The following is an 18333-nucleotide window of genomic DNA, read 5'->3' as shown; positions in this document are numbered from 1 at the left end:
TTGGGCTACTGTGGAAGGAACAAGATTTCTAATTGAGATACTGTTGTCTAAAGCGCTATACTAGACTTTTTATTGCAATCTCTTTAAACAGAAAAATTCTTATAGCAAACAAACAGAACCCTATTTAATTAAATAGGGTTCTGTTTAATTAGATCAAGGTCTATGGAAGTTGACCGTTTTCTCATCGTCCCCCGTGCGTTCAAACCAACCTCTAAAGGCCCAGTTATCATAACCTCCATCACCTTCATTAATAAACGTTCCTTCTTCAAATATCCAGACCCCGAACGTTATACCATCATAATCTACCGTATCAAAATATTGAACACCTTGTAACTGGTCGGAATTATAACCTTGACTTAAATTCATTACTATCACATTATACTGCTGACCCGATTCAAAGAAAGCTTTTTCCATCGCTCCCTTAACAAAACCACTTCGATTGTCGGCAGTTTTAGCCGCATCTGCAATCGCTTGTCCTATGGCTACTGGATCAATCGCTACGTCTCCTCCAACTTCTGCAGCTTCTGCGGAGCCAGCAGAACCTCCTAAATTCGGTAGAGCTAATGGCGTCGCTAACATAGCTAAACCTACAGCAGAAGCTACAACAGCTTGTTTCGCTCTTCTCATTTGATCTCCTCCTATTTTAGTTGATTCTTAGAACAAATACCCTTTTTATGAATATTAAAACAAAAATTCCATAATTAAGTATATATAGGGGGCAAAAAAGTAAAATAAAGGTTTGAAAAAACCTGAAAATAATCTCGATCTATTGAAGATTCAGATAGGTTAAACGTACATTTCAGTAAAGACTTTTATAAAACGTCACTTACTTATTTGTTACTGAGTTGCTCTGCCAAACCGATTAAAAGTCCTTCTACTCCACGAATGTAGCAGAGGCGATACGAGTCCTCGTACTGAACCACTTCGCCAACGAGCTGAGCGCCATATCTAGTAAGTCTGGATACCATTTCGTCAATGTGTTCAACAGTGAACATGACGCGTAGATAGCCGAGAGCGTTTACAGGAGCATTCCGGTGATCTGATATAGTAGGTGGGCTGAGAAATCGCGAAAGTTCAATCCGACTGTGACCATCCGGGGTGACCATCATCGCAATCTCTACACGCTGAGAACCCAATCCCGTTACGCGGCCACCCCATTGACCTTCGACGGTGGCCCACCCTTCGAGACTCAAGCCAATCTCCTTAAAGAAAGAAATTGCGTCATCAAGGGATTCTACAACGATGCTGACATTGTCCATTCTTAGTAGGTTGTTTTTTTCCATAGTTTTATCTCCTTATGTGTAAAATTTTATTATCTGTCCATTTTCATAATCATTCTATTTAAAAGTTACAAATCCCTTTCAAACAAAACATTCCTATCCTGTCACTAGGCCATATTTGTTGTATACTTTATATTTTTTGTAGAAAAATGATCTATTTGTCATTAATACACGAAGTACTTTATCATTTACTTAACTAATTAATGAAAAAATGGGTGTAATAATAATTCTAAAGAGTGTATAGTAAAGAATAATTTTTCATTATATGTCTGAGAGGTGGGATTGTTATGGAAAAGCTAGAATATGAATGGGTAAAACAAGCACGACAAACTTTATTAGAGCAGTGTAGAGAATTGAGTGAAGGTGACTTGACGAAAGAGTTTGCATTTGGTTTTCAAAATATTAGAGATTCTCTAGTTCATGTGGCAGGTTGCTACCATGCTTGGTTAGGTTCTTTTGTGCTTTCAGAAACATCATCACCACTATTCACAAAAGAAGTAATTAATACTATGAAAATAGACGATATTCAGCATTATTTTCAACAGGCTGATAGATATGTAGAAAAAGTATTGGAGCAATTCACAGATAGATTTGATGAGTCTATCGAAAAAGAACTTGCTTGGAGAGCAAACAGTGGTTTTGTAAGAAAGACACCTCGTCAATTGCTTACCCATTCAATTACTCACGAATCACATCATAAAGGACAAATTGTAGTTATGTTACGTCTATTAGGGCATACACCTAAAAATACGGACATATTGGGATTACCTGAAAAAGAACCTTTCAAATAATAAATTAAGAAATGTTGTTACGCTATCCACTAAATTATTGTTGTTGTCTTTTCAGAGAAATAAACCCATAAATATAAGTTGGAGGGTTTTAATGAAAAAAATATTTCTTCTAATGGACTCTGAGGAAAAGGTATCTTCTTATTTCATCTAGATAACGGAATGAGCGTTAAATTCAGTGGTATTTAGCAATATCGATTTGGTAAAATTTGTAAAAAACTATTTTGTCGTCACTAAGTGTAAATAGTAAAAAATAAATAATAAATAAAATACTTTATCAATTACTTAACTAAAAAAACTTAAGTAAGGTTGCTTTTTAAAAACAGAGTCATCACAATGTTTATTTTTAAAGTTATATGTATATGAATCTACAAATCTGGCCAGACTAATAACGTATTCCCAACAGAACAACCTACTGTATAGGAGCAGTAGGTTGTTCTGTTTTATAAATTATATACCTAGTTACCATCAACCAGCTTATTAGAATAAAAAGGCATCTATCTATATAGTCGTCCTTTTTTATTTTACTGGCTTGCTTATTTTATTAAAAGAACCACATAACTTATAACTGTTCCAAACATATTAAATAGAACATCGCCTATATCTAAGCTACGTCCCATGAAATATTGAATAAATTCAATTAAACATGTAACAGATAAATCTAAGATTGTTACTTTTTTTACTTAACGAAACTTTCTTGATAGGGGTTTATTTTTATAGAATCCTTCAAAAAGGTTGCTATAGACCCACTTGAACTTGCTTTGTTAGGATAAAAGAGAGAAAACATTATGGAGTCCCGTAGTAGATATCTCCATTCTCGCAAATTCCATCTTGGGAGTAGACGCTGCTCATAATATAACAGCTAAAGTAGAGAATACATTAGCATAAGAACACAGTATAGAGGGTGCTAACTTATATGTGGAAACAAGCCAAATAGTAAACATGCCAATTAAAACGAATACATAAAGGGAAGGAATTAATCATATGGAATTAGGATATAAGAAAAACATACAGCTTAAAGATAGAGATTTAAAGTATAAAATAAAAGATAGTGAGGAAACAATTGAATTGATTGTTTTTATTGCACTTTTAAGTGTGATTTTTATTATTAATACTTTCTTTAAATTCTTCTAGTCTTTTTTACATGTGATTGTATGAAAAGATATAGTATGTATGTCTGGACGTGCATATTATAGTAAAAAGCCACCTTTACTTCAAATACTAGATGGCTTTTTATTTTATTAACGATAATAATTTCTTTAACACTCTGCAATAGATTTGAATATTTTGTTCGTGAAAATATATCTTTTTAAAAACACAAAAACTCATTCATAATGTAAGAAAGAGCTGGGAAATAATAATTCGTAAAAATGAGTCATGATTTTTTTGTCTGTTGACCTATACATTTAGTTTATTATCGACAGCAATATTCTTCAGGGTTTACACATATAAAAACACCAAATTGTATTAGTAATGACCTTCACGTTTGGTGGTAGAGCAAATAGCTGAATCATCATGAGGGTGCTCTTCGTTTTCTAACTGGATAGTCGCATGCTCAATTTCTTGATGTTGAAGTTTGGATTCAATTTCTCTTAATATGACCTGACTTTCCAGGAAACTTATTTGATTATTTAACACCACATGACAGGATAATGCATTTTTCCCACTAGTTATACTCCAAACATGTAAATCGTGGACATTTAGTACACCTTTAACTGCATGAATTGTTTCCATTACTTTTTCTAAAGAGATTCCTTTCGGTGTACCTTCCATTAAAATTCCTATTGTCTGCTTTACAATTTTCCATGCGCCCAAAGCAATTAAGAATGCAATAAGAACACTTAGGATTGGATCTACGATATTCCAGCCAGTGAATAGGATAATAAGTCCTCCGATAATAACTCCTGCCGAAGCCATTGCATCCCCAATCATATGAAGTACGGCGCTTTTCACATTGATGTTGTCTTCCTTCCTTAAGCCAAGACCTAAGTAAAGGTTCATGGCTAAACCAACAGATGCACTAATGAACATCCATGTACTTCCCACTGGTTGGGGATCCTTAAAGCGATCAATCGCTTCGTATAGTATGACAACAGCAATAACAATTAACGTCATGGCATTAATAAAAGCAGCTAGTATCCCTGAACGGTGATACCCGTAAGTGAAATTTTCCGAAGCTGGCTTTTGGGCTTGGTGCATAGCAAACCACGATAGCCCTATGGCTGCAATATCTGTAAGTACATGTCCAGCATCAGAAAGTAGGGCTAAGCTGTGTGAAATGAATCCTCCAATTAATTCGACTACCAGGATAATTAAAGTAAGAAAAAATGCTAATTTCATTTTCCCAATCGGAGCATGGGAGTGAAATACATCTCCGTGGTCGTGATTGTGGTTGTTTCCCATAAAAATCTCTCCTTGCTGCAAAAACATGATCATTGTTTGAAAAAACGTTATTTCTCTTGTTCTGGATTTCACTAAAAGTAGTTTATTCAAAAAACTCAATGGGTGGATCTTTAAATCCCCGAAAGCCTTATATACTAAAGATTCCTTTTAAGACAGTAGATACAGAATGTTAATTCTTTTATGATGGGATGGTGCTTTTAAGTTCTGGGAAACCCTAACAGAAGCTTCATCATTTAAAGATTTAATTTGACCATTTGTTTTAGTATTTTCAACTTCATCAAAAATCATTTATGTCACTCAAAAGCTGTTTCCAAATCAATCTCATACTTCTTTTTAACAAATCAGAAAAAAATCGGATCACGACTTTTGAATTTCTTATGTAATATGATTAATCTTATAAGAATAAAAAAAGAGACCTTATAAATTAAGATCTCTAAAATTTTCTATATAAGTTTAATGACTATGAAATAGTGAAAGGGAATAGTGATAAATATAAATAATTAGTACTCCTAGCGATATTAATAGCCATACATGTAGGTTTCTGAAGTGACTAATGGCCTTTCCTATTATTTCATGAAAAATAACAAAAGATAGGGTGCCAATTGCTCCTCCGGTAGATAAGGCTTGTATTTTAAGCGAGGAAGCTTGTACATTTTCTCCAAGTAATAGACTCCCACCCAAAGATAGTGATAGAAGGACTATAATGAATAAAAAGAAGACGTTAGGTATTTTTGCTATGGAGAGCACCGTCATCAGGGCCATACCCTCTGGAATTTGGTGTAAGAGGGTAGCTACGAATACGGAAGTTGACTGATGTAGATCTGTTATCCCAAAGGTAATTCCTGTAATAATATTATGAAAAAAGATTGCAGCCGTTAATAAAATAAGTGACTGAAAAGGTGAAATTGCACTATTTGTTTTATGCAAAAAGAGGTCAATGCATAGCATAACGATATATCCTGCTACGATGCCTAATAGAACGCCTTTTAAATCATACAGATGCGATGTGGAAGGAAGGATATCAAAAAATAACAACCCTAATAAGATTCCTCCACATATCGCATACATAAACTGAATTCTACCTCGTGACAGGTGACTAACTAATTTAAGAAGTCCTCCACCTACTAATAAACCCATTAAAGAACCTAAAGTAAATAAGGTATTTATTTCTATATGCATAATTGCTACTTCCTTTCGGCTATATGTTTTTTTTCAACTAACCTATTCAAAGGAAGGGCAATCATACCTATGTTTTATAAATGGTTAAAAAAATAAAATTACATGATATTAACTTGGGAGTGATTTTTAGGTGAATCACTAATAAAAACGGACATACTAACGTTATCTAAAGAAGAGGTGTTACTATGGAATCTCCTTTTGAAATGATAACCAACGTGGACAAGGTCGAAAATGCTTATTATATCGAAGTGAAGCCAGGTGAGTACAATGCAAAGTATTGGAATAAAGAATCGGTCTATTTTGCTGATGAAGCTTTTGCTTATTTCTACACCACGATTTGCAAGTATGTGCCACAGTATCAACCTACCCAAGTGACAGAAATCAAAGCAGAAACATGGCTGAGAATCAGTAATCAGCTGCAAGAACTCGCGTATTTTTTGAGCACCAACCCGCCTATGATTAAACTAAAGAAATGGATTGATTTTAGCAAAGTGGAGGAAACGTACAAACAGTTTGATCATCACAAAAACCAGTACATTCGTGAGTTAATTAACATGATTAACGAATTTACAGTGTGGATAACAAAGGTATGTCAAACACACTCGTATATCACCATTTTGGGCACTTAATGGGAATTGACATTGCTTATTGTAATCTATAAGCTATGCAGAAAGTGAAAGAATTTCTCAAAACGAATATGGCATATTGGATGGAAACCTGAAAAAGAAAACGCGTTAGGTTTCTAGGGACTGGATAATGTCAAATTAATTGGAACTTTTTTATCGACAGCAAGGCACTTTATAATATCTTCAAGCGGTGTATAGTGAAAATTTCACTATATGTCTCAGAGTTGAGATTCTAATGAAACAGTTAGAATCTGAAATGCTGATTATGTTAACTGGGTTTGTATATGTGGTATACATAAGCGCTTAACTTGTTTAATCCCAGACTTTAGGACGATCAACTCCCATTGTTCTTAAATACTGTAAGAGTTGTCCTGCGTGTACGGACTCATGATAACCTATACGCAATAACATATCACCTAAAGAACGAATATAGCCTACATCTGAACGATCTATTTGAATATATGTTAAATCCTCATCTGAAAAGGTACTTATCATCTCTAGAAATTGTTGATGGTATATGTCTGCAAATTCCAATTCACTTTTTACACAAATCAATGGTTTTTTTTCAAAAGGAGAGTCAAATTCTTTTAAGCTACCCCTATTTTTAATAGCTAGATGATAATAATATTCTGACTCTAAGACATGTCGAACCATCTCTATGCATGTCATGGCTTCTTTATCTGGCTTCCAATCCAATTCAGTTTGAGGAATTGCTTCCCATATCTTTATGCTTCTTCTTCTAATCTCTTTTATGTTTAATAATATGATTTCGGTTGTGCTCATGCTTTCTTCCCCCTTTTTATCTTCTTAGATAATTTTACCAAATCAAAAAGAGAAACATCTAATTATTTCAAATGTTTATGGTTCTTATAATAGGTTTTATGTTAATTAACTCGGCATATTGTATTCATTAATTTATCTTCTCTTATAGTGTGTTAAAATGTAATTATAAGGAAAAAGGGGATGTTTATATGTTTACAGTGGGAATTGACGTTAAGAAAACAGAAAAAGAATTAATCATAAAATGGCAACTTGCTAAATTTAATATTGCACTAGAAGATATTATTGAGATTACGGAAGACGATACGTATGGAGGTAAAGCAGTTGATGCAATCCGCATAGGTCCTCCATATGGAACAACTGATCGAATTTTTATTAAAACTAAGAAGCAAAATTACATACTTTTCACTACAAACAGGGCGACAATCATAAACAGAATAAACTCATAATCGATAGTTTTTATGTATACATAATGGCCATATCTAACCACAGATGTGGCTATTAATATTTAGCTTCACTACCAATAAAGTCCATTATATTAATTACAAATCAAATATCTTATGTATTTTTATTTACTTTTAAATACTTTGTAAAGTAAGCAGCGAGTAATAGTAACATCATATTAACAACCCAACTTATTGTACCGTTATAATTTAGCCACATCGATAAAAAACAATTAATGGATATGATATAAAAACATAAACTGGAGAGAATTTCTTTAGGTTGAAAACCTACTTTTTTATTCTAGCTCTTAAAATGAAAAAGTAGAGCACAGTTGTTAGTACTAAAAGCGGTATTACTACATGTAACAAATAAAATACACTCCTATTTCTTTATTAATCCTTTAAAGGGTCATTTTACCATATAGTTGAATCTGCGCCAATAACGTGGTTTATAAAAACTAGAGGTATAAAAAAATTAAATAGAACTTAAAAACAAAAGAACCTACCTTTTGGGAGAGGGGGGAACTTCTTTTGCTCATTAAATAGGAACCCTAGACAGTTGTCTCAGTGTTAACACCTGTCTTCTGTTAATATTCAATACAAAAATGGTTACAGTATTAATTGTTTACAATTGGAAAATAAAACATAATTTATTCTAATTACTAAAAATCACAATGTTATAATAAAATGGGTTTGAAAATATTTAACAACTAAGAGGGGATAAACATGATATTTCTTACTCTGTTTTTACTATTAATTATTGTAGGGTATCCAGTATGGGACTATTTTTATTTAAAGAAAATAAAAAGCAATCAACTAAACAAATGGAGAATGTACGGGGAAATTGTTATTACTCAATGGATATTGGTCATCATATTTCTAGTCTATTGGTTTTTGACTAAACACACGTTTAACAACTTATTTTCTATTAAAAAACCTTTATTTTCTTTAGATAAAGATTTTTTACTGTCTGCGGGAGTGGGGGCAGGAATTAGTATTATAATGATTGTTTTTATGATTTCCTTTTCCAAAAATGCTAGAGAGAAAATTTCCGAAGGATTAAGTGATGAGAGTATTCAATTTCTGTTGCCATCAAACTTCAAGGAAAGGCTGTTTTTTCTTTTGGTAGCAGTTACAGCAGGAGTTTGCGAAGAGATTATTTTTCGTGGCGCAATGTTTCATTATTTCGACCACCTCCCTTTTCATTTATCTACCGTTGCAATTGGAATTATTTCAAGTCTGTTATTTGGAATTGTTCACCTATACCAAGGCTGGAAAGGGGTACTATTCACTTCCTATTTAGGTGGCATTATGTTTTTTCTTCTTGTGGGGACAGGCTCTTTGTGGGTTCCTATCGCACTACATTTCATTATTGATTCGAAGTTTGTCTTTTTGCCTAATAAAAAGAGACCTTCAAGTGTAATTAAAGAAAATTAAATCACTATTATCAAGAGATACTTGAATAAATTATTATTCAGGTGTTTTTTTTATTACTATTCATTTCTACCTTTAAATTGAGTATTGAAGTTTCATAAAATTTCCTTTTTAATGTGTTCTGAGAACAGAATTTATAAAGAGAGCTTTTTATATCGTATATAAAGAATTCACTTAGAAAAATGTTAAAATAAAATCAAAAACCACGGAGAAAAATATATGAACCATGATATTCTACACTCATTTTTAGAAAAACATTTTGAAAGACTAATATTAGGCCCTTCTCTATTTTATTCATGGAAAAATAGCATTCGTTTTGAAATATCGGATCCTTTGATACCTTATTATAAGAAGGAACATTTAGAGCAAGCATTTTATCGTTCAATCCGATTATTTGAAGCAGTATTTGAGGAAGAAGATGAGATTCTTCTTGTTACGGATGTACACTCCATAAAAAAAGATATCTTCCTCCAAAAAAGACCTTTAAACGTATATTTAAAATACATAAAAAATAAGGAAAAGCTATATCAATTAAGTCATCATCCTTTACCTAGTGTATTTGATGAGGCAGATGATCAATCTGTCACTCATCGATTTGCACTTTCTTGTAAGAAACCAGAACTAAAATATGTACAACTCTTAAAAGCTATTTGTTATGAAGACTTTGATCATCCATCTAGCATACTTAAAAACAACCCACAAAGTGGTTATGATATTTATTTTGTTAATCTTTCTAAAGAAATCATTTTTCATTTGTATGATGATCGAGGTTGTGATTTATTAGCCTCTAATAAAGAATCTATAAAGTTTCTTTATGAAGAATATAATTATTGGATTTTAGATTATGACCGGGAAGAAATAGATCTTTTATTTAAATAAAAACATTATTAAATGCAGAGTCACTGAACGAAAGGTTACTATATATGCGTAACAAAGGATCTGTTCTAATAAAAAATGACAACCAACTAAACCATGCAGAATTAGCACAAATAGCATATTGGAAACCAATTACTGTAGGGGAAGTTCTTTATAACTACTGGGATTAAATTTTCACTAATAAGAAAAGAATGGAGATATAACGATGGATTCAAGAAAAGCTATGTTGATGGAAATGCAGAAACTTATACATGAATATTCGCAAATGGGTAACCAACTAACTAATATTAATAAAGAACTCGTTTGGCAGGAACTAAACTTAACAGATGAAGAAGCCCTAAGTTTAAGTAGCGAAAATTTATCGCCAGCATCAATAAAAGCAATTGAAAAAATAGTTAAGGATAATATGATGGGCTTATTTCATGATTTTATGTGTTTAGTAGATGGCGTTTCAGATCCGAATGAAATTGAAATTGATAACGATGGAGTCTGGCTAGGTCTTTAAATAAAACCAAAGCACTTATTACCTGAACAAGAATTGGAAGATGAACATAGTGAATTAATGCTACATGACGAGGTTTATGATAGTTATTGGAACTGGAAAGACCAATTCGGGGAAAATGATGATAAAAACGGATAATACATTACTTAAACATCTACTTATGACCACTTCTGTTATGACCCTTATGATGTTTTTAACGATTGTTCTCCTCCCCGAGATATGGCATCTATCTAAAAATTATATGATCGCGATAGGAATTTATTGGGATAGGGGGAATACGTTATTAGTCTGACCAGATTTTTAGATTCATATACATATAGCTTTAAAAATAAATATTGTGATTAAATCTCCGAGTGTAAAATAACCTCATCTTCGTTCTATTATTAGTTAAGTAAACATTAAAGTATTTTAGTTATTATTAAAGTTTTATTATTTACACTTAGTGACGACAAATATGAACTTTTTATACAATGTGTGTAATAGTTAACGATATTTTTAATAAAATACGTTAGATGTTACTTCTATAGAAAAGGGGTCGCAGGAAGAAGAGTTTTTTACTTTATGCATATTTTTATACATCGTTGATTTAACAAGGTTTCTCTTTGAGACAGAGCTTAGAAAAGTGTATAAAAAGCGCACCTTCTGTATGTGGTTTTATTTATTTGTTTGAAAATTCAATAAGTTACCACTATATTTTGTTTACATAATCCTAGTATAATGAGAGAGCGAGAAGAAAGAAGGGATTATGTGTTGAAAAGTAAAATGAATCAGTTGTTTGCAGAACAAAAGAGTATTCATATACTGTATTCCTACGACCAGCAAGAAAATTATATACGACAAGTTGTAAGTTATATCCAAGAGGGGATTTTTGCTGGAGATTGCATTCTTCTTATTGAAAATGACCGTTTTTATCCTTTTATTCATGATCATTTGAAAATACTATTGACCACAGATCAAATGAAAATGATACATCGTATAAACAACTTTGATTTCTATTATTCAAGTGGTAGCTATCACCCTCCCGCCATTCTTAATTATTTTAATAAGAGCGTTCAGCCCTACTTAGAAAATAAAATTTCTTTCAGGTCATGGGCACATGTAGAATGGAGCACAATGGAAGATCCTTTACATCTAATCGAAGATTTTGAAAGAATAGTGGATAGTGCGGTGAATAAACTCTCATTCCCATTGATTTGTGCATACAAAGGAGAGAGAATGCCAGAGTATCTCAAAACTATTCTGATGGAAACACACCCTTATGTTCTCATTGAAGGTGATTTAATTACGTCTAAACAATACCGGCCATTAACTGATTTGGAATAAAGATAAAAAACGCTTAATCGATCATACTAAGCGTTTTTTATTTTTAAAGAAATCAATGGCTCCTTTTCATCCATTCAGTTTATTTACCACTATAAGCTCTTTCCTCGTATTCTTATGTCTCTTCAGGTTAGTTTTTCTATTTCGAGGTAGCTCTTTTTATTGTAAAGAAAGTCCGGTTTAATTATTTAGTTAACCTAATGGAAATCATAAATACAAAGAATAGAAAAGCATCATTCTCTTATACAGCCCTCATAAAAATACCGGTTTTGATAGGCGAAAATGTGGAATATCAAATGTAAGATTATTTTAAGAGGAAAGGGAGACAGGTATGTTTGGATGGAGTGATATGCCGAAACTATTATTTTCTTTTTTGATTGTCATTCCACTTGTGTCTGTTATTCACCAACTGGGGCACTCACTTATGGCTATCATTCTAGGAGGAAAGGTCGATTTTACCATTGGACAGGGGAGAACGATTTTTAGGTGGAAGAAAATTAAAATAAAATCTATTTATTTTTTGCACTCCTTTTGTATTTACGAAAAATTAAAGTATGATAACCGTTTTACTCATGCTTGTGTTTATGCTGGAGGTACCGTAGCTAATGTAGCGTCTATCCTTCTTGTGTATGGTTTAATTATGTTGGGTGTTCTCTCAAAGAATCTCTTTTCTTACCAATTTGTTTATTTCTCTATTTATTATATTGTTTTCTCGCTCTTACCCTTTGAATATTCAGAAACGAGTTTAAGTGATGGGCGAGCTATCTATGATGCATTAAGATATGGAAAGATAACGTGTAATCCGGATTAACAAAGGAAAGAAAAATGGCTAATTAAAACTGGACGTCCACAATGCGTATTAACGCGGCAACGGTACTGAAATAGATACTGATTAGTAATCAAGTCGTAATTCTTTAGATACTATGATGTAGCTACTGCAGTAAATTTACCTGTCTACTCAAAAAACAACAAGGAGCTCTTACTGCAGTAAGTAAGGCGTAGATGGTTATATACGAGAAAAACTCTGATCAGGAAAAAAATAACAAGATTAATGAGTTTTAGTGAGGGGTAAAGTTAACTAAATAATTTAAAAGGAGGGAAGTAGTAATGGAGATTCTATGGATGCTAATTGTAGGTGGAATTATCGGGTGGCTCGCCGGTTTAATTACGGGACACGACGTTCCTGGAGGTATTATTGGTAATATTATCGCTGGCTTTATTGGTTCTTGGTTGGGCGGCCTTATCTTGGGAAGTTGGGGGCCAGTCATTGGCGGTTTTGCAATTATCCCAGCAATTATTGGATCAATCATTTTAGTATTAATTGTAAGCTTTCTTTTAAGAAAAATGGGTCAAAAAAAGAATCATGGTCATCATGTATAAAAATTGAAAAAACTTAAATTGGAGTGATTAAAAATGAGAGAAGAAAATAATTCTATGCTATATGATTTTGTTGAAGGTAATCAATTTGAACTAGATTCTTATCTTACTTATTTATTCGATCAAATTAATAATGATAGCGAAATTCTGTCAGAAGATTAATGAGATTACAGATATTTTATTATAAAGAAACAGACAAAAAAACAATAAATCAAAATATAGTATAAGCGACCTTAGTAACTTTGTTTACAGTATATAGGGTCGCTTATTATTATGGAAAATATTTAAAAATAAAGTGCAGATATGCTTCATTACTGCAGTAGGTCAGGCGTAAACGGCCCTAGAATCTGCGCTTTTTTATAGGTTAGGGATTAGCTTCCTCACTTAAACTGAAGTATCTATTACTCAACCTTATTAAACATAAACAAAAGGCCCCTTTAAATTCTGAAGGGCCTGGTTATCATATATTTATATACTCTTCTTCATGCCACATTCTCTACATTCATGTAAGAAAACGCCACCTTTTACGGAGCTTTTGAAGTAAGCTGAGTTACAGTGATCGCAACGGCCACTAACCTTATTCGGAAATTCCACATAGTCATACACTTTATCAAAATCGATTTCTTGCTCTTTTATTTCTTCCAGGTTGATCATTCTTTTCTATTTGACTTTTATTAGACTAACACAATTAGGTCTATATAAAAGGTGTATGTTAAAATTACTTTGTTTTTTCCATAACAGTTCGTCGTTATTAAAATATTATTTACTTCTATGAGACCTGTCTAAATAAAATGTACGCGAAATGAATAATAATTTTCTTGATTTATCTGTCGTATATAAATATAATGTAACTGAAGTACGCAAAAAGAGAACATGAAATTAAAAATATACTTTTCGTTATTATCATTTTTTTGATTCCATTCATTACCTATATACAAGAAACGCATGTTTATTATAATGAGATTACAGTATGAAGAGGCTGAAGGAGATACCCCAACTTAATGCTGTAGTTTAGTTAATTAAGTTACACTTGAAATAAATCCTAAATTCCTTTAGCTTTCAGAGAAGATATATGTAGTTACTACGATTGAAATTTTTGAAAGCGATATCATTTAATTTGAAGAAAAACATTTTAAGAGATTTAATTATTTTAACAAGTTATAGAGATATCTAATGTTATGATTTCCTTATCTCTAAATAAAAGAAGAAGATATTTCTTTATCTGAAATGAAGGGATAATAGATTAAGGTACTCTTGTCTAACATTCATATAAATCTAGTAACAGTCACTTCTAGGTTTATATGAATGTTAGACAATAAACAGGATTTCAAAAGGTTAAAAGGATAATAGAAAATCTCTTTATAAATGATACTATATGCTCAGGTATATAAGGTGAGCCGAAAAAGTGTATTTTACATTAAAGATTTTGAAAACGCTTTACTGAAGGGGGGAGTTAATTTCAAATTATATGATTACCATTTATTTTAAAGATTATTTACATATTGGACTTATTTTTAATTATTGTCTTTTTTTATAGACGCTAGCCTATGCATAGGCTCTCTTTAAGTGTTTTAATGAACTGTAAATTGAAAGGGGTTACAACTATGAAGAAATTGGGATTAGCTACACAAATATTTATTGGACTTGCGTTCGGGATTGCTATAGGCGCTATTTTTTATGGAAATAATACAGCGATGGCCACTCTTCAACCTTTAGGAGATATTTTTCTTCACCTAATCAAAATGATTGTTATTCCTATCGTTGTATCTGCACTAATCGTATCTATAGCTGGTGTAGGTGATATTAAAAAGCTAGGAAGACTAGGTGGAAAAACCATTCTTTATTTTGAAATTGTTACTACGATTGCATTAGCAGTGGGCTTATTAGCCGCAAATTTATTCCACCCAGGTAGTGGTATAGATATGGGAAACCTTGAGAAAGGTGACATATCCAAATATGAAGAAACATCTAAAACAACTGAGAGTGCAGGTGTAGCAGCTCAAATCGTTCATATTATCCCAACTAATATATTCCAATCATTAACTGAAGGAAATTTATTAGCGATTATCTTTTTCTCAGTCTTATTTGGTCTAGGAGTTGCAGCAATTGGGGAAAAAGGTAAACCAGTTTTAAACTTTTTTGAAGGCGTACTAGAATCCATGTTTTGGATGACAAACTTAGTTATGAAATTTGCTCCATTTGGGGTATTTGCTTTAATTGGTTTGAATGTCGCGAAGTTTGGAATCGGTTCATTGATTCCTTTAGGAAAGTTAGTACTCGTTATATATCTGACCATGATTTTCTTTGTTTTTGTAGTATTAGGTATTATTGCAAAGATGGCTGGAACTAATGTTTTAGTCCTTATAAAAATCTTAAAAGATGAGTTGATTTTAGCGTTTACAACCGCAAGCTCTGAAGCAGTATTGCCAAGGTTAATGACTAAAATGGAGAACTTTGGTTGTCCGAAAGCTGTCACATCATTTGTTATTCCGACAGGATATACCTTTAACCTTGATGGATCATCCATTTACCAAGCCATTGCTGCCCTTTTCATTGCACAAATGTATGGGATTCATTTATCTTTCGTAGAACAAATTACACTTTTACTTGTGTTGATGTTGACTTCTAAGGGAATGGCAGGAGTTGCGGGCGCCTCATTTGTTGTTGTATTAACAACATTGGGATCAATGGGATTACCTCTAGAAGGTATGGCATTCATTGCTGGTATTGATCGTATTTTAGATATGCTTCGTACATCTGTCAACGTAGTAGGTAACGCATTAGCTGCTATTGTGATGTCTAAGTGGGAAGGCGGATTCGACAAAGAAAAAGCAAAGCATTATACAGATTCTATTAGAAAATCGGACGTAGCATAAAAAAATTTCTTTTTATGTAAAGAAGGAGATCAATGTTATGACAAATATAGAAATACCAGAAAAACAAAATGTAAGAATTGAAAAAGATTTCCTAGGAACAAAAGAAGTTCCTAATTATGCTTATTATGGGATTCAAACTTTACGTGCAGTTGAAAACTTCCCAATAACAGGATATCAAATTCACCCAGAACTTATTAAAGCATTAGGGATCGTTAAAAAGGCTGCTGCTCTTGCTAACATGGAAACAAAAAGGTTATATGATGGGTTAGGTAATGCAATTATTGAAGCAGCAGACGAGGTTATTGAAGGGAAAAGAAACAATCAATTTATTGTTGATCCAATACAGGGCGGTGCGGGGACCTCAATGAATATGAATGCAAATGAGGTTATTGCAAATAGAGCTTTAGAGTTACTTGGTCACAAGAAAGGTTCTTATTCCGATTTAAGCCCTAATAGTCATGTAAACATGTCACAATCAACAAACGACGTATTCCCAACTGCTATCCATATTGCAACGCTTAATCTGTTAAATAAGTTACTGAAAACAATGAATTATATGTACAGTGTATTTCAGAAAAAGGCAGAACAATTTGATTCTATTATAAAGATGGGACGTACTCATCTACAGGATGCGGTTCCAATCCGTCTTGGTCAAGAATTTGAATCATATAGTCGTGTTCTTGAGCGCGATATGAAACGTATTAAGCAATCTTATGGACATTTATATGAGGTTAATATGGGAGCAACTGCAGTTGGAACGGGTTTAAATGCAGATCCACGTTATATCGAAAATGTTGTAAGATATCTAGCAAATATTAGTGGTTTACCACTTAAGAAGGCCAATCATCTTGTAGACGCGACTCAAAATACAGACGCTTATACAGAAGTCTCCGCTAGCTTAAAAGTTTGCATGATTAATATGTCTAAAATTGCGAATGATATCCGATTAATGGCGTCGGGTCCTCGTGCAGGATTAGCTGAACTTATATTACCAGCTCGTCAACCTGGTTCATCTATTATGCCTGGAAAGGTCAATCCCGTCATGCCTGAAATGATTAATCAAGTAGCTTTTCAAGTTATAGGTAATGATCATACAATTTGCCTGGCATCGGAAGCAGGTCAGCTTGAACTAAATGTGATGGAGCCTGTTCTTGTATTTAACTTGCTTCAGTCAATCAGTATTATGAATAACGCATTCCACGTCTTCACAGACCATTGTCTAAGAGGCATTGAAGCAAATGAGGGACGTTTAAAAGAGTATGTAGAAAAAAGTGTAGGGATTATTACAGCCGTAAATCCACATATCGGATATGAAGTAGCAGCACGAATTGCTAGAGAGGCTATTTTAAATGGAAAGTGGGTACGAGAACTATGTTTGCAATATGACGTATTGACTGAGGAGGAGCTTGAGTTAATTTTAAATCCCTATGAAATGACGAACCCAGGCATATCTGGCAGCTCTCTTTTTGACAGAAATTAATTTTTAACAGCTTGCTCCATATTAAGTTTATCGTATAAGCCACCTACTTGGGATATCCCTAGGTGGCTTATTTTCGGTATAAACGTCTAAAAATACCACATGCCATTCAAACCAGGCTATTTTTTATAGTCCAAGTACTACCTAAATGCTTTTCTTCATGGCACACTCTCGACGTTCACGTAGACGAATTCAACTTTTTATAGAACTTTTGAAGTAAGATAAATTGCAGTTATCGCATTGGACATTAACTTTATTCGGAAATTCAGCATAGTCGTAAACTTTATCAAGGATGATTTTTTGCTACTCTTTCTCTTCTATAAAGTAAAAAAGCAGTCCTTGAGTAGTTAAAGAACTGCTTTTTTACTTTATTCTATAACGAAGCTAACTCTTTCTTCTTCGTTCTCATGTGAAAAATAATTTCAAATCTGTATAGCAGAAAGGAATTTATAGAAAAGCTGTTAGGATTTATTTCCTTTAAATATGATCTTTCTTTTCTCCTGTTTAATCCGTTTTAACCGTAGTTCTATCTTTTTATCTAACGCTCTATATAGTATTTCGCTAGTTGCACATATCAAAAATAAGATTAGAGTAATAATTGCAGCCTGTGGTACATGAAAATAGAAACAAAGTACGACTACAAGTAGGGACATGGCGTAAATAGAGTTGGTTACCCATCTTCTACTTCTATGAGCTTCTAGGTTTCTCTCAAGTAATTCTTTTTGCCCTTCTTCTTTTTTTGTATCTTTTAAATGATGGTATGTAGAATTCATCGCTTTTTCTCCCCCATAAAAACTAATTGTAAATTATCTCTGTATTAAATATCCTATATGTTTCAATTAAGGAAAAATATGAGGTTTTTCCTTTTTTACATTATATACGAACAGATGTTCTTTTTCGATAAAAACTCTAAAGTTTTCCCGAATATGGATATCGCCTCTACTTCATCTTTCTACATTTTATAATGTAGGG

The 18333-nt window shown here is 32.8% G+C and carries 22 protein-coding genes; 13 read left to right on the top strand and 9 right to left on the bottom strand.

Going from position 1 to position 18333, the window contains the following annotated elements:
• Positions 1 to 153: 153 nt before the first annotated feature.
• Positions 154 to 627: a hypothetical protein gene (locus tag WKH56_RS26285; protein WP_028413794.1), complete on the bottom strand. Its 474-nt coding sequence runs from the start codon at positions 625 to 627 to the stop codon at positions 154 to 156.
• A 203-nt stretch (positions 628 to 830) separates the two neighbouring features.
• Positions 831 to 1283, bottom strand: a complete 453-nt coding sequence (locus WKH56_RS26280; protein WP_310884337.1) for a VOC family protein — start codon at positions 1281 to 1283, stop codon at positions 831 to 833.
• Between the two features lie 284 nt (positions 1284 to 1567).
• Between WKH56_RS26280 and WKH56_RS26275 the strand changes: the two genes are divergently transcribed.
• Positions 1568 to 2071 (top strand): DinB family protein, encoded by a 504-nt coding sequence (locus WKH56_RS26275; RefSeq protein WP_063247021.1) that lies wholly within the window; start codon positions 1568 to 1570, stop codon positions 2069 to 2071.
• 533 nt (positions 2072 to 2604) lie between these two features.
• On the opposite strand, the gene WKH56_RS35180 is transcribed toward WKH56_RS26275, so the two are convergent.
• A complete protein-coding gene (locus WKH56_RS35180; protein WP_080968571.1) occupies positions 2605 to 2736 on the bottom strand; it encodes a VanZ family protein in 132 nt (43 codons plus the stop codon).
• Positions 2737 to 3052: 316 nt separating this feature from the next.
• Here WKH56_RS35180 and WKH56_RS26270 point away from each other — a divergent pair, with 316 nt between their 5' ends.
• Positions 3053 to 3202: a hypothetical protein gene (locus WKH56_RS26270; RefSeq protein ID WP_155404197.1), complete on the top strand. Its 150-nt coding sequence runs from the start codon at positions 3053 to 3055 to the stop codon at positions 3200 to 3202.
• Between the two features lie 333 nt (positions 3203 to 3535).
• Here the strand turns inward: WKH56_RS26270 and WKH56_RS26265 are convergent, their stop codons facing one another.
• A complete protein-coding gene (locus WKH56_RS26265; RefSeq protein WP_081213958.1) occupies positions 3536 to 4471 on the bottom strand; it encodes a cation diffusion facilitator family transporter in 936 nt (311 codons plus the stop codon).
• 453 nt (positions 4472 to 4924) lie between these two features.
• Positions 4925 to 5650 (bottom strand): ZIP family metal transporter, encoded by a 726-nt coding sequence (locus tag WKH56_RS26260; protein WP_168760631.1) that lies wholly within the window; start codon positions 5648 to 5650, stop codon positions 4925 to 4927.
• Between the two features lie 185 nt (positions 5651 to 5835).
• Between WKH56_RS26260 and WKH56_RS26255 the strand changes: the two genes are divergently transcribed.
• Positions 5836 to 6279, top strand: coding sequence for a hypothetical protein (locus WKH56_RS26255; RefSeq protein ID WP_063247023.1), 444 nt, complete (start codon positions 5836 to 5838; stop codon positions 6277 to 6279).
• Positions 6280 to 6588: 309 nt separating this feature from the next.
• Here WKH56_RS26255 and WKH56_RS26250 read toward each other — a convergent pair whose 3' ends face one another.
• On the bottom strand, positions 6589 to 7059 hold the full coding sequence (locus tag WKH56_RS26250; protein ID WP_063247024.1) for a DinB family protein: 471 nt from the start codon (positions 7057 to 7059) through the stop codon (positions 6589 to 6591).
• A 188-nt stretch (positions 7060 to 7247) separates the two neighbouring features.
• On the opposite strand from WKH56_RS26250, the gene WKH56_RS26245 reads away from it, so the two are divergent.
• The 8 genes from WKH56_RS26245 (at position 7248) to WKH56_RS26210 (ending at position 13170) form a co-directional block, all read left to right on the top strand.
• Positions 7248 to 7505, top strand: coding sequence for a SunI/YnzG family protein (locus WKH56_RS26245; protein ID WP_063247025.1), 258 nt, complete (start codon positions 7248 to 7250; stop codon positions 7503 to 7505).
• 720 nt (positions 7506 to 8225) lie between these two features.
• Positions 8226 to 8936, top strand: coding sequence for a type II CAAX endopeptidase family protein (locus tag WKH56_RS26240; protein ID WP_221833575.1), 711 nt, complete (start codon positions 8226 to 8228; stop codon positions 8934 to 8936).
• Between the two features lie 216 nt (positions 8937 to 9152).
• Entirely contained in the window at positions 9153 to 9812 is a 660-nt protein-coding gene (locus WKH56_RS26235; RefSeq protein WP_221833573.1) for a DUF3885 domain-containing protein, read from the top strand.
• 202 nt (positions 9813 to 10014) lie between these two features.
• A complete protein-coding gene (locus WKH56_RS26230) occupies positions 10015 to 10314 on the top strand; it encodes a hypothetical protein (protein WP_221833571.1) in 300 nt (99 codons plus the stop codon).
• A 714-nt stretch (positions 10315 to 11028) separates the two neighbouring features.
• A complete protein-coding gene (locus WKH56_RS26225; RefSeq protein WP_342836972.1) occupies positions 11029 to 11634 on the top strand; it encodes an MEDS domain-containing protein in 606 nt (201 codons plus the stop codon).
• A 328-nt stretch (positions 11635 to 11962) separates the two neighbouring features.
• Positions 11963 to 12442, top strand: a complete 480-nt coding sequence (locus WKH56_RS26220; RefSeq protein WP_063247027.1) for a site-2 protease family protein — start codon at positions 11963 to 11965, stop codon at positions 12440 to 12442.
• Positions 12443 to 12738: 296 nt separating this feature from the next.
• Positions 12739 to 13011 carry a GlsB/YeaQ/YmgE family stress response membrane protein gene (locus WKH56_RS26215; RefSeq protein ID WP_048018696.1) on the top strand — a complete coding sequence of 91 codons (273 nt, stop codon included), beginning with the start codon at positions 12739 to 12741 and terminating at the stop codon, positions 13009 to 13011.
• A gap of 33 nt (positions 13012 to 13044) precedes the next feature.
• On the top strand, positions 13045 to 13170 hold the full coding sequence (locus WKH56_RS26210) for a hypothetical protein (protein ID WP_255219823.1): 126 nt from the start codon (positions 13045 to 13047) through the stop codon (positions 13168 to 13170).
• Positions 13171 to 13476: 306 nt separating this feature from the next.
• Here the strand turns inward: WKH56_RS26210 and WKH56_RS26205 are convergent, their stop codons facing one another.
• Positions 13477 to 13662 (bottom strand): DUF8096 family protein, encoded by a 186-nt coding sequence (locus WKH56_RS26205; RefSeq protein ID WP_243494471.1) that lies wholly within the window; start codon positions 13660 to 13662, stop codon positions 13477 to 13479.
• A 950-nt stretch (positions 13663 to 14612) separates the two neighbouring features.
• Between WKH56_RS26205 and WKH56_RS26200 the strand changes: the two genes are divergently transcribed.
• Together WKH56_RS26200 and aspA are read left to right on the top strand one after the other, a co-directional pair.
• On the top strand, positions 14613 to 15884 hold the full coding sequence (locus WKH56_RS26200; RefSeq protein WP_221833569.1) for a cation:dicarboxylate symporter family transporter: 1272 nt from the start codon (positions 14613 to 14615) through the stop codon (positions 15882 to 15884).
• 37 nt (positions 15885 to 15921) lie between these two features.
• On the top strand, positions 15922 to 17364 hold the full coding sequence (aspA, locus tag WKH56_RS26195; RefSeq protein WP_310884338.1) for an aspartate ammonia-lyase: 1443 nt from the start codon (positions 15922 to 15924) through the stop codon (positions 17362 to 17364).
• Positions 17365 to 17553: 189 nt separating this feature from the next.
• Here the strand turns inward: aspA and WKH56_RS35175 are convergent, their stop codons facing one another.
• On the bottom strand, positions 17554 to 17655 hold the full coding sequence (locus WKH56_RS35175) for a DUF8096 family protein (protein WP_478354407.1): 102 nt from the start codon (positions 17653 to 17655) through the stop codon (positions 17554 to 17556).
• A gap of 167 nt (positions 17656 to 17822) precedes the next feature.
• Positions 17823 to 18134 carry a hypothetical protein gene (locus WKH56_RS26190; protein ID WP_048018699.1) on the bottom strand — a complete coding sequence of 104 codons (312 nt, stop codon included), beginning with the start codon at positions 18132 to 18134 and terminating at the stop codon, positions 17823 to 17825.
• Between the last annotated feature and the right edge of the window lie 199 nt (positions 18135 to 18333).

The sequence above is a fragment of the Priestia sp. SB1 genome, from assembly GCF_038898415.1.
The sequence above is the reverse complement of the archived record's forward strand: the minus strand, read 5'-3'. Positions and strand labels throughout refer to the sequence as shown.

Coding starts and splice junctions, on each gene's coding strand:
- WKH56_RS26220 (WP_063247027.1), top strand. CDS start 11,963: ATGTTTGGATGGAGTGATATGCCGAAACTATTATTTTCTTTTTTGATT.
- WKH56_RS26260 (WP_168760631.1), bottom strand. CDS start 5,650: ATGCATATAGAAATAAATACCTTATTTACTTTAGGTTCTTTAATGGGT.
- WKH56_RS26265 (WP_081213958.1), bottom strand. CDS start 4,471: ATGGGAAACAACCACAATCACGACCACGGAGATGTATTTCACTCCCAT.
- WKH56_RS26240 (WP_221833575.1), top strand. CDS start 8,226: ATGATATTTCTTACTCTGTTTTTACTATTAATTATTGTAGGGTATCCA.
- WKH56_RS26280 (WP_310884337.1), bottom strand. CDS start 1,283: ATGGAAAAAAACAACCTACTAAGAATGGACAATGTCAGCATCGTTGTA.
- WKH56_RS26285 (WP_028413794.1), bottom strand. CDS start 627: ATGAGAAGAGCGAAACAAGCTGTTGTAGCTTCTGCTGTAGGTTTAGCT.
- WKH56_RS26225 (WP_342836972.1), top strand. CDS start 11,029: ATGAGAGAGCGAGAAGAAAGAAGGGATTATGTGTTGAAAAGTAAAATG.
- WKH56_RS26245 (WP_063247025.1), top strand. CDS start 7,248: ATGTTTACAGTGGGAATTGACGTTAAGAAAACAGAAAAAGAATTAATC.
- WKH56_RS26275 (WP_063247021.1), top strand. CDS start 1,568: ATGGAAAAGCTAGAATATGAATGGGTAAAACAAGCACGACAAACTTTA.
- WKH56_RS26215 (WP_048018696.1), top strand. CDS start 12,739: ATGGAGATTCTATGGATGCTAATTGTAGGTGGAATTATCGGGTGGCTC.
- WKH56_RS26200 (WP_221833569.1), top strand. CDS start 14,613: ATGAAGAAATTGGGATTAGCTACACAAATATTTATTGGACTTGCGTTC.
- WKH56_RS26250 (WP_063247024.1), bottom strand. CDS start 7,059: ATGAGCACAACCGAAATCATATTATTAAACATAAAAGAGATTAGAAGA.
- WKH56_RS26205 (WP_243494471.1), bottom strand. CDS start 13,662: ATGATCAACCTGGAAGAAATAAAAGAGCAAGAAATCGATTTTGATAAA.
- WKH56_RS26230 (WP_221833571.1), top strand. CDS start 10,015: ATGGATTCAAGAAAAGCTATGTTGATGGAAATGCAGAAACTTATACAT.
- WKH56_RS26210 (WP_255219823.1), top strand. CDS start 13,045: ATGAGAGAAGAAAATAATTCTATGCTATATGATTTTGTTGAAGGTAAT.
- WKH56_RS26255 (WP_063247023.1), top strand. CDS start 5,836: ATGGAATCTCCTTTTGAAATGATAACCAACGTGGACAAGGTCGAAAAT.
- WKH56_RS26235 (WP_221833573.1), top strand. CDS start 9,153: ATGAACCATGATATTCTACACTCATTTTTAGAAAAACATTTTGAAAGA.
- WKH56_RS26190 (WP_048018699.1), bottom strand. CDS start 18,134: ATGAATTCTACATACCATCATTTAAAAGATACAAAAAAAGAAGAAGGG.
- aspA (WP_310884338.1), top strand. CDS start 15,922: ATGACAAATATAGAAATACCAGAAAAACAAAATGTAAGAATTGAAAAA.
- WKH56_RS26270 (WP_155404197.1), top strand. CDS start 3,053: ATGGAATTAGGATATAAGAAAAACATACAGCTTAAAGATAGAGATTTA.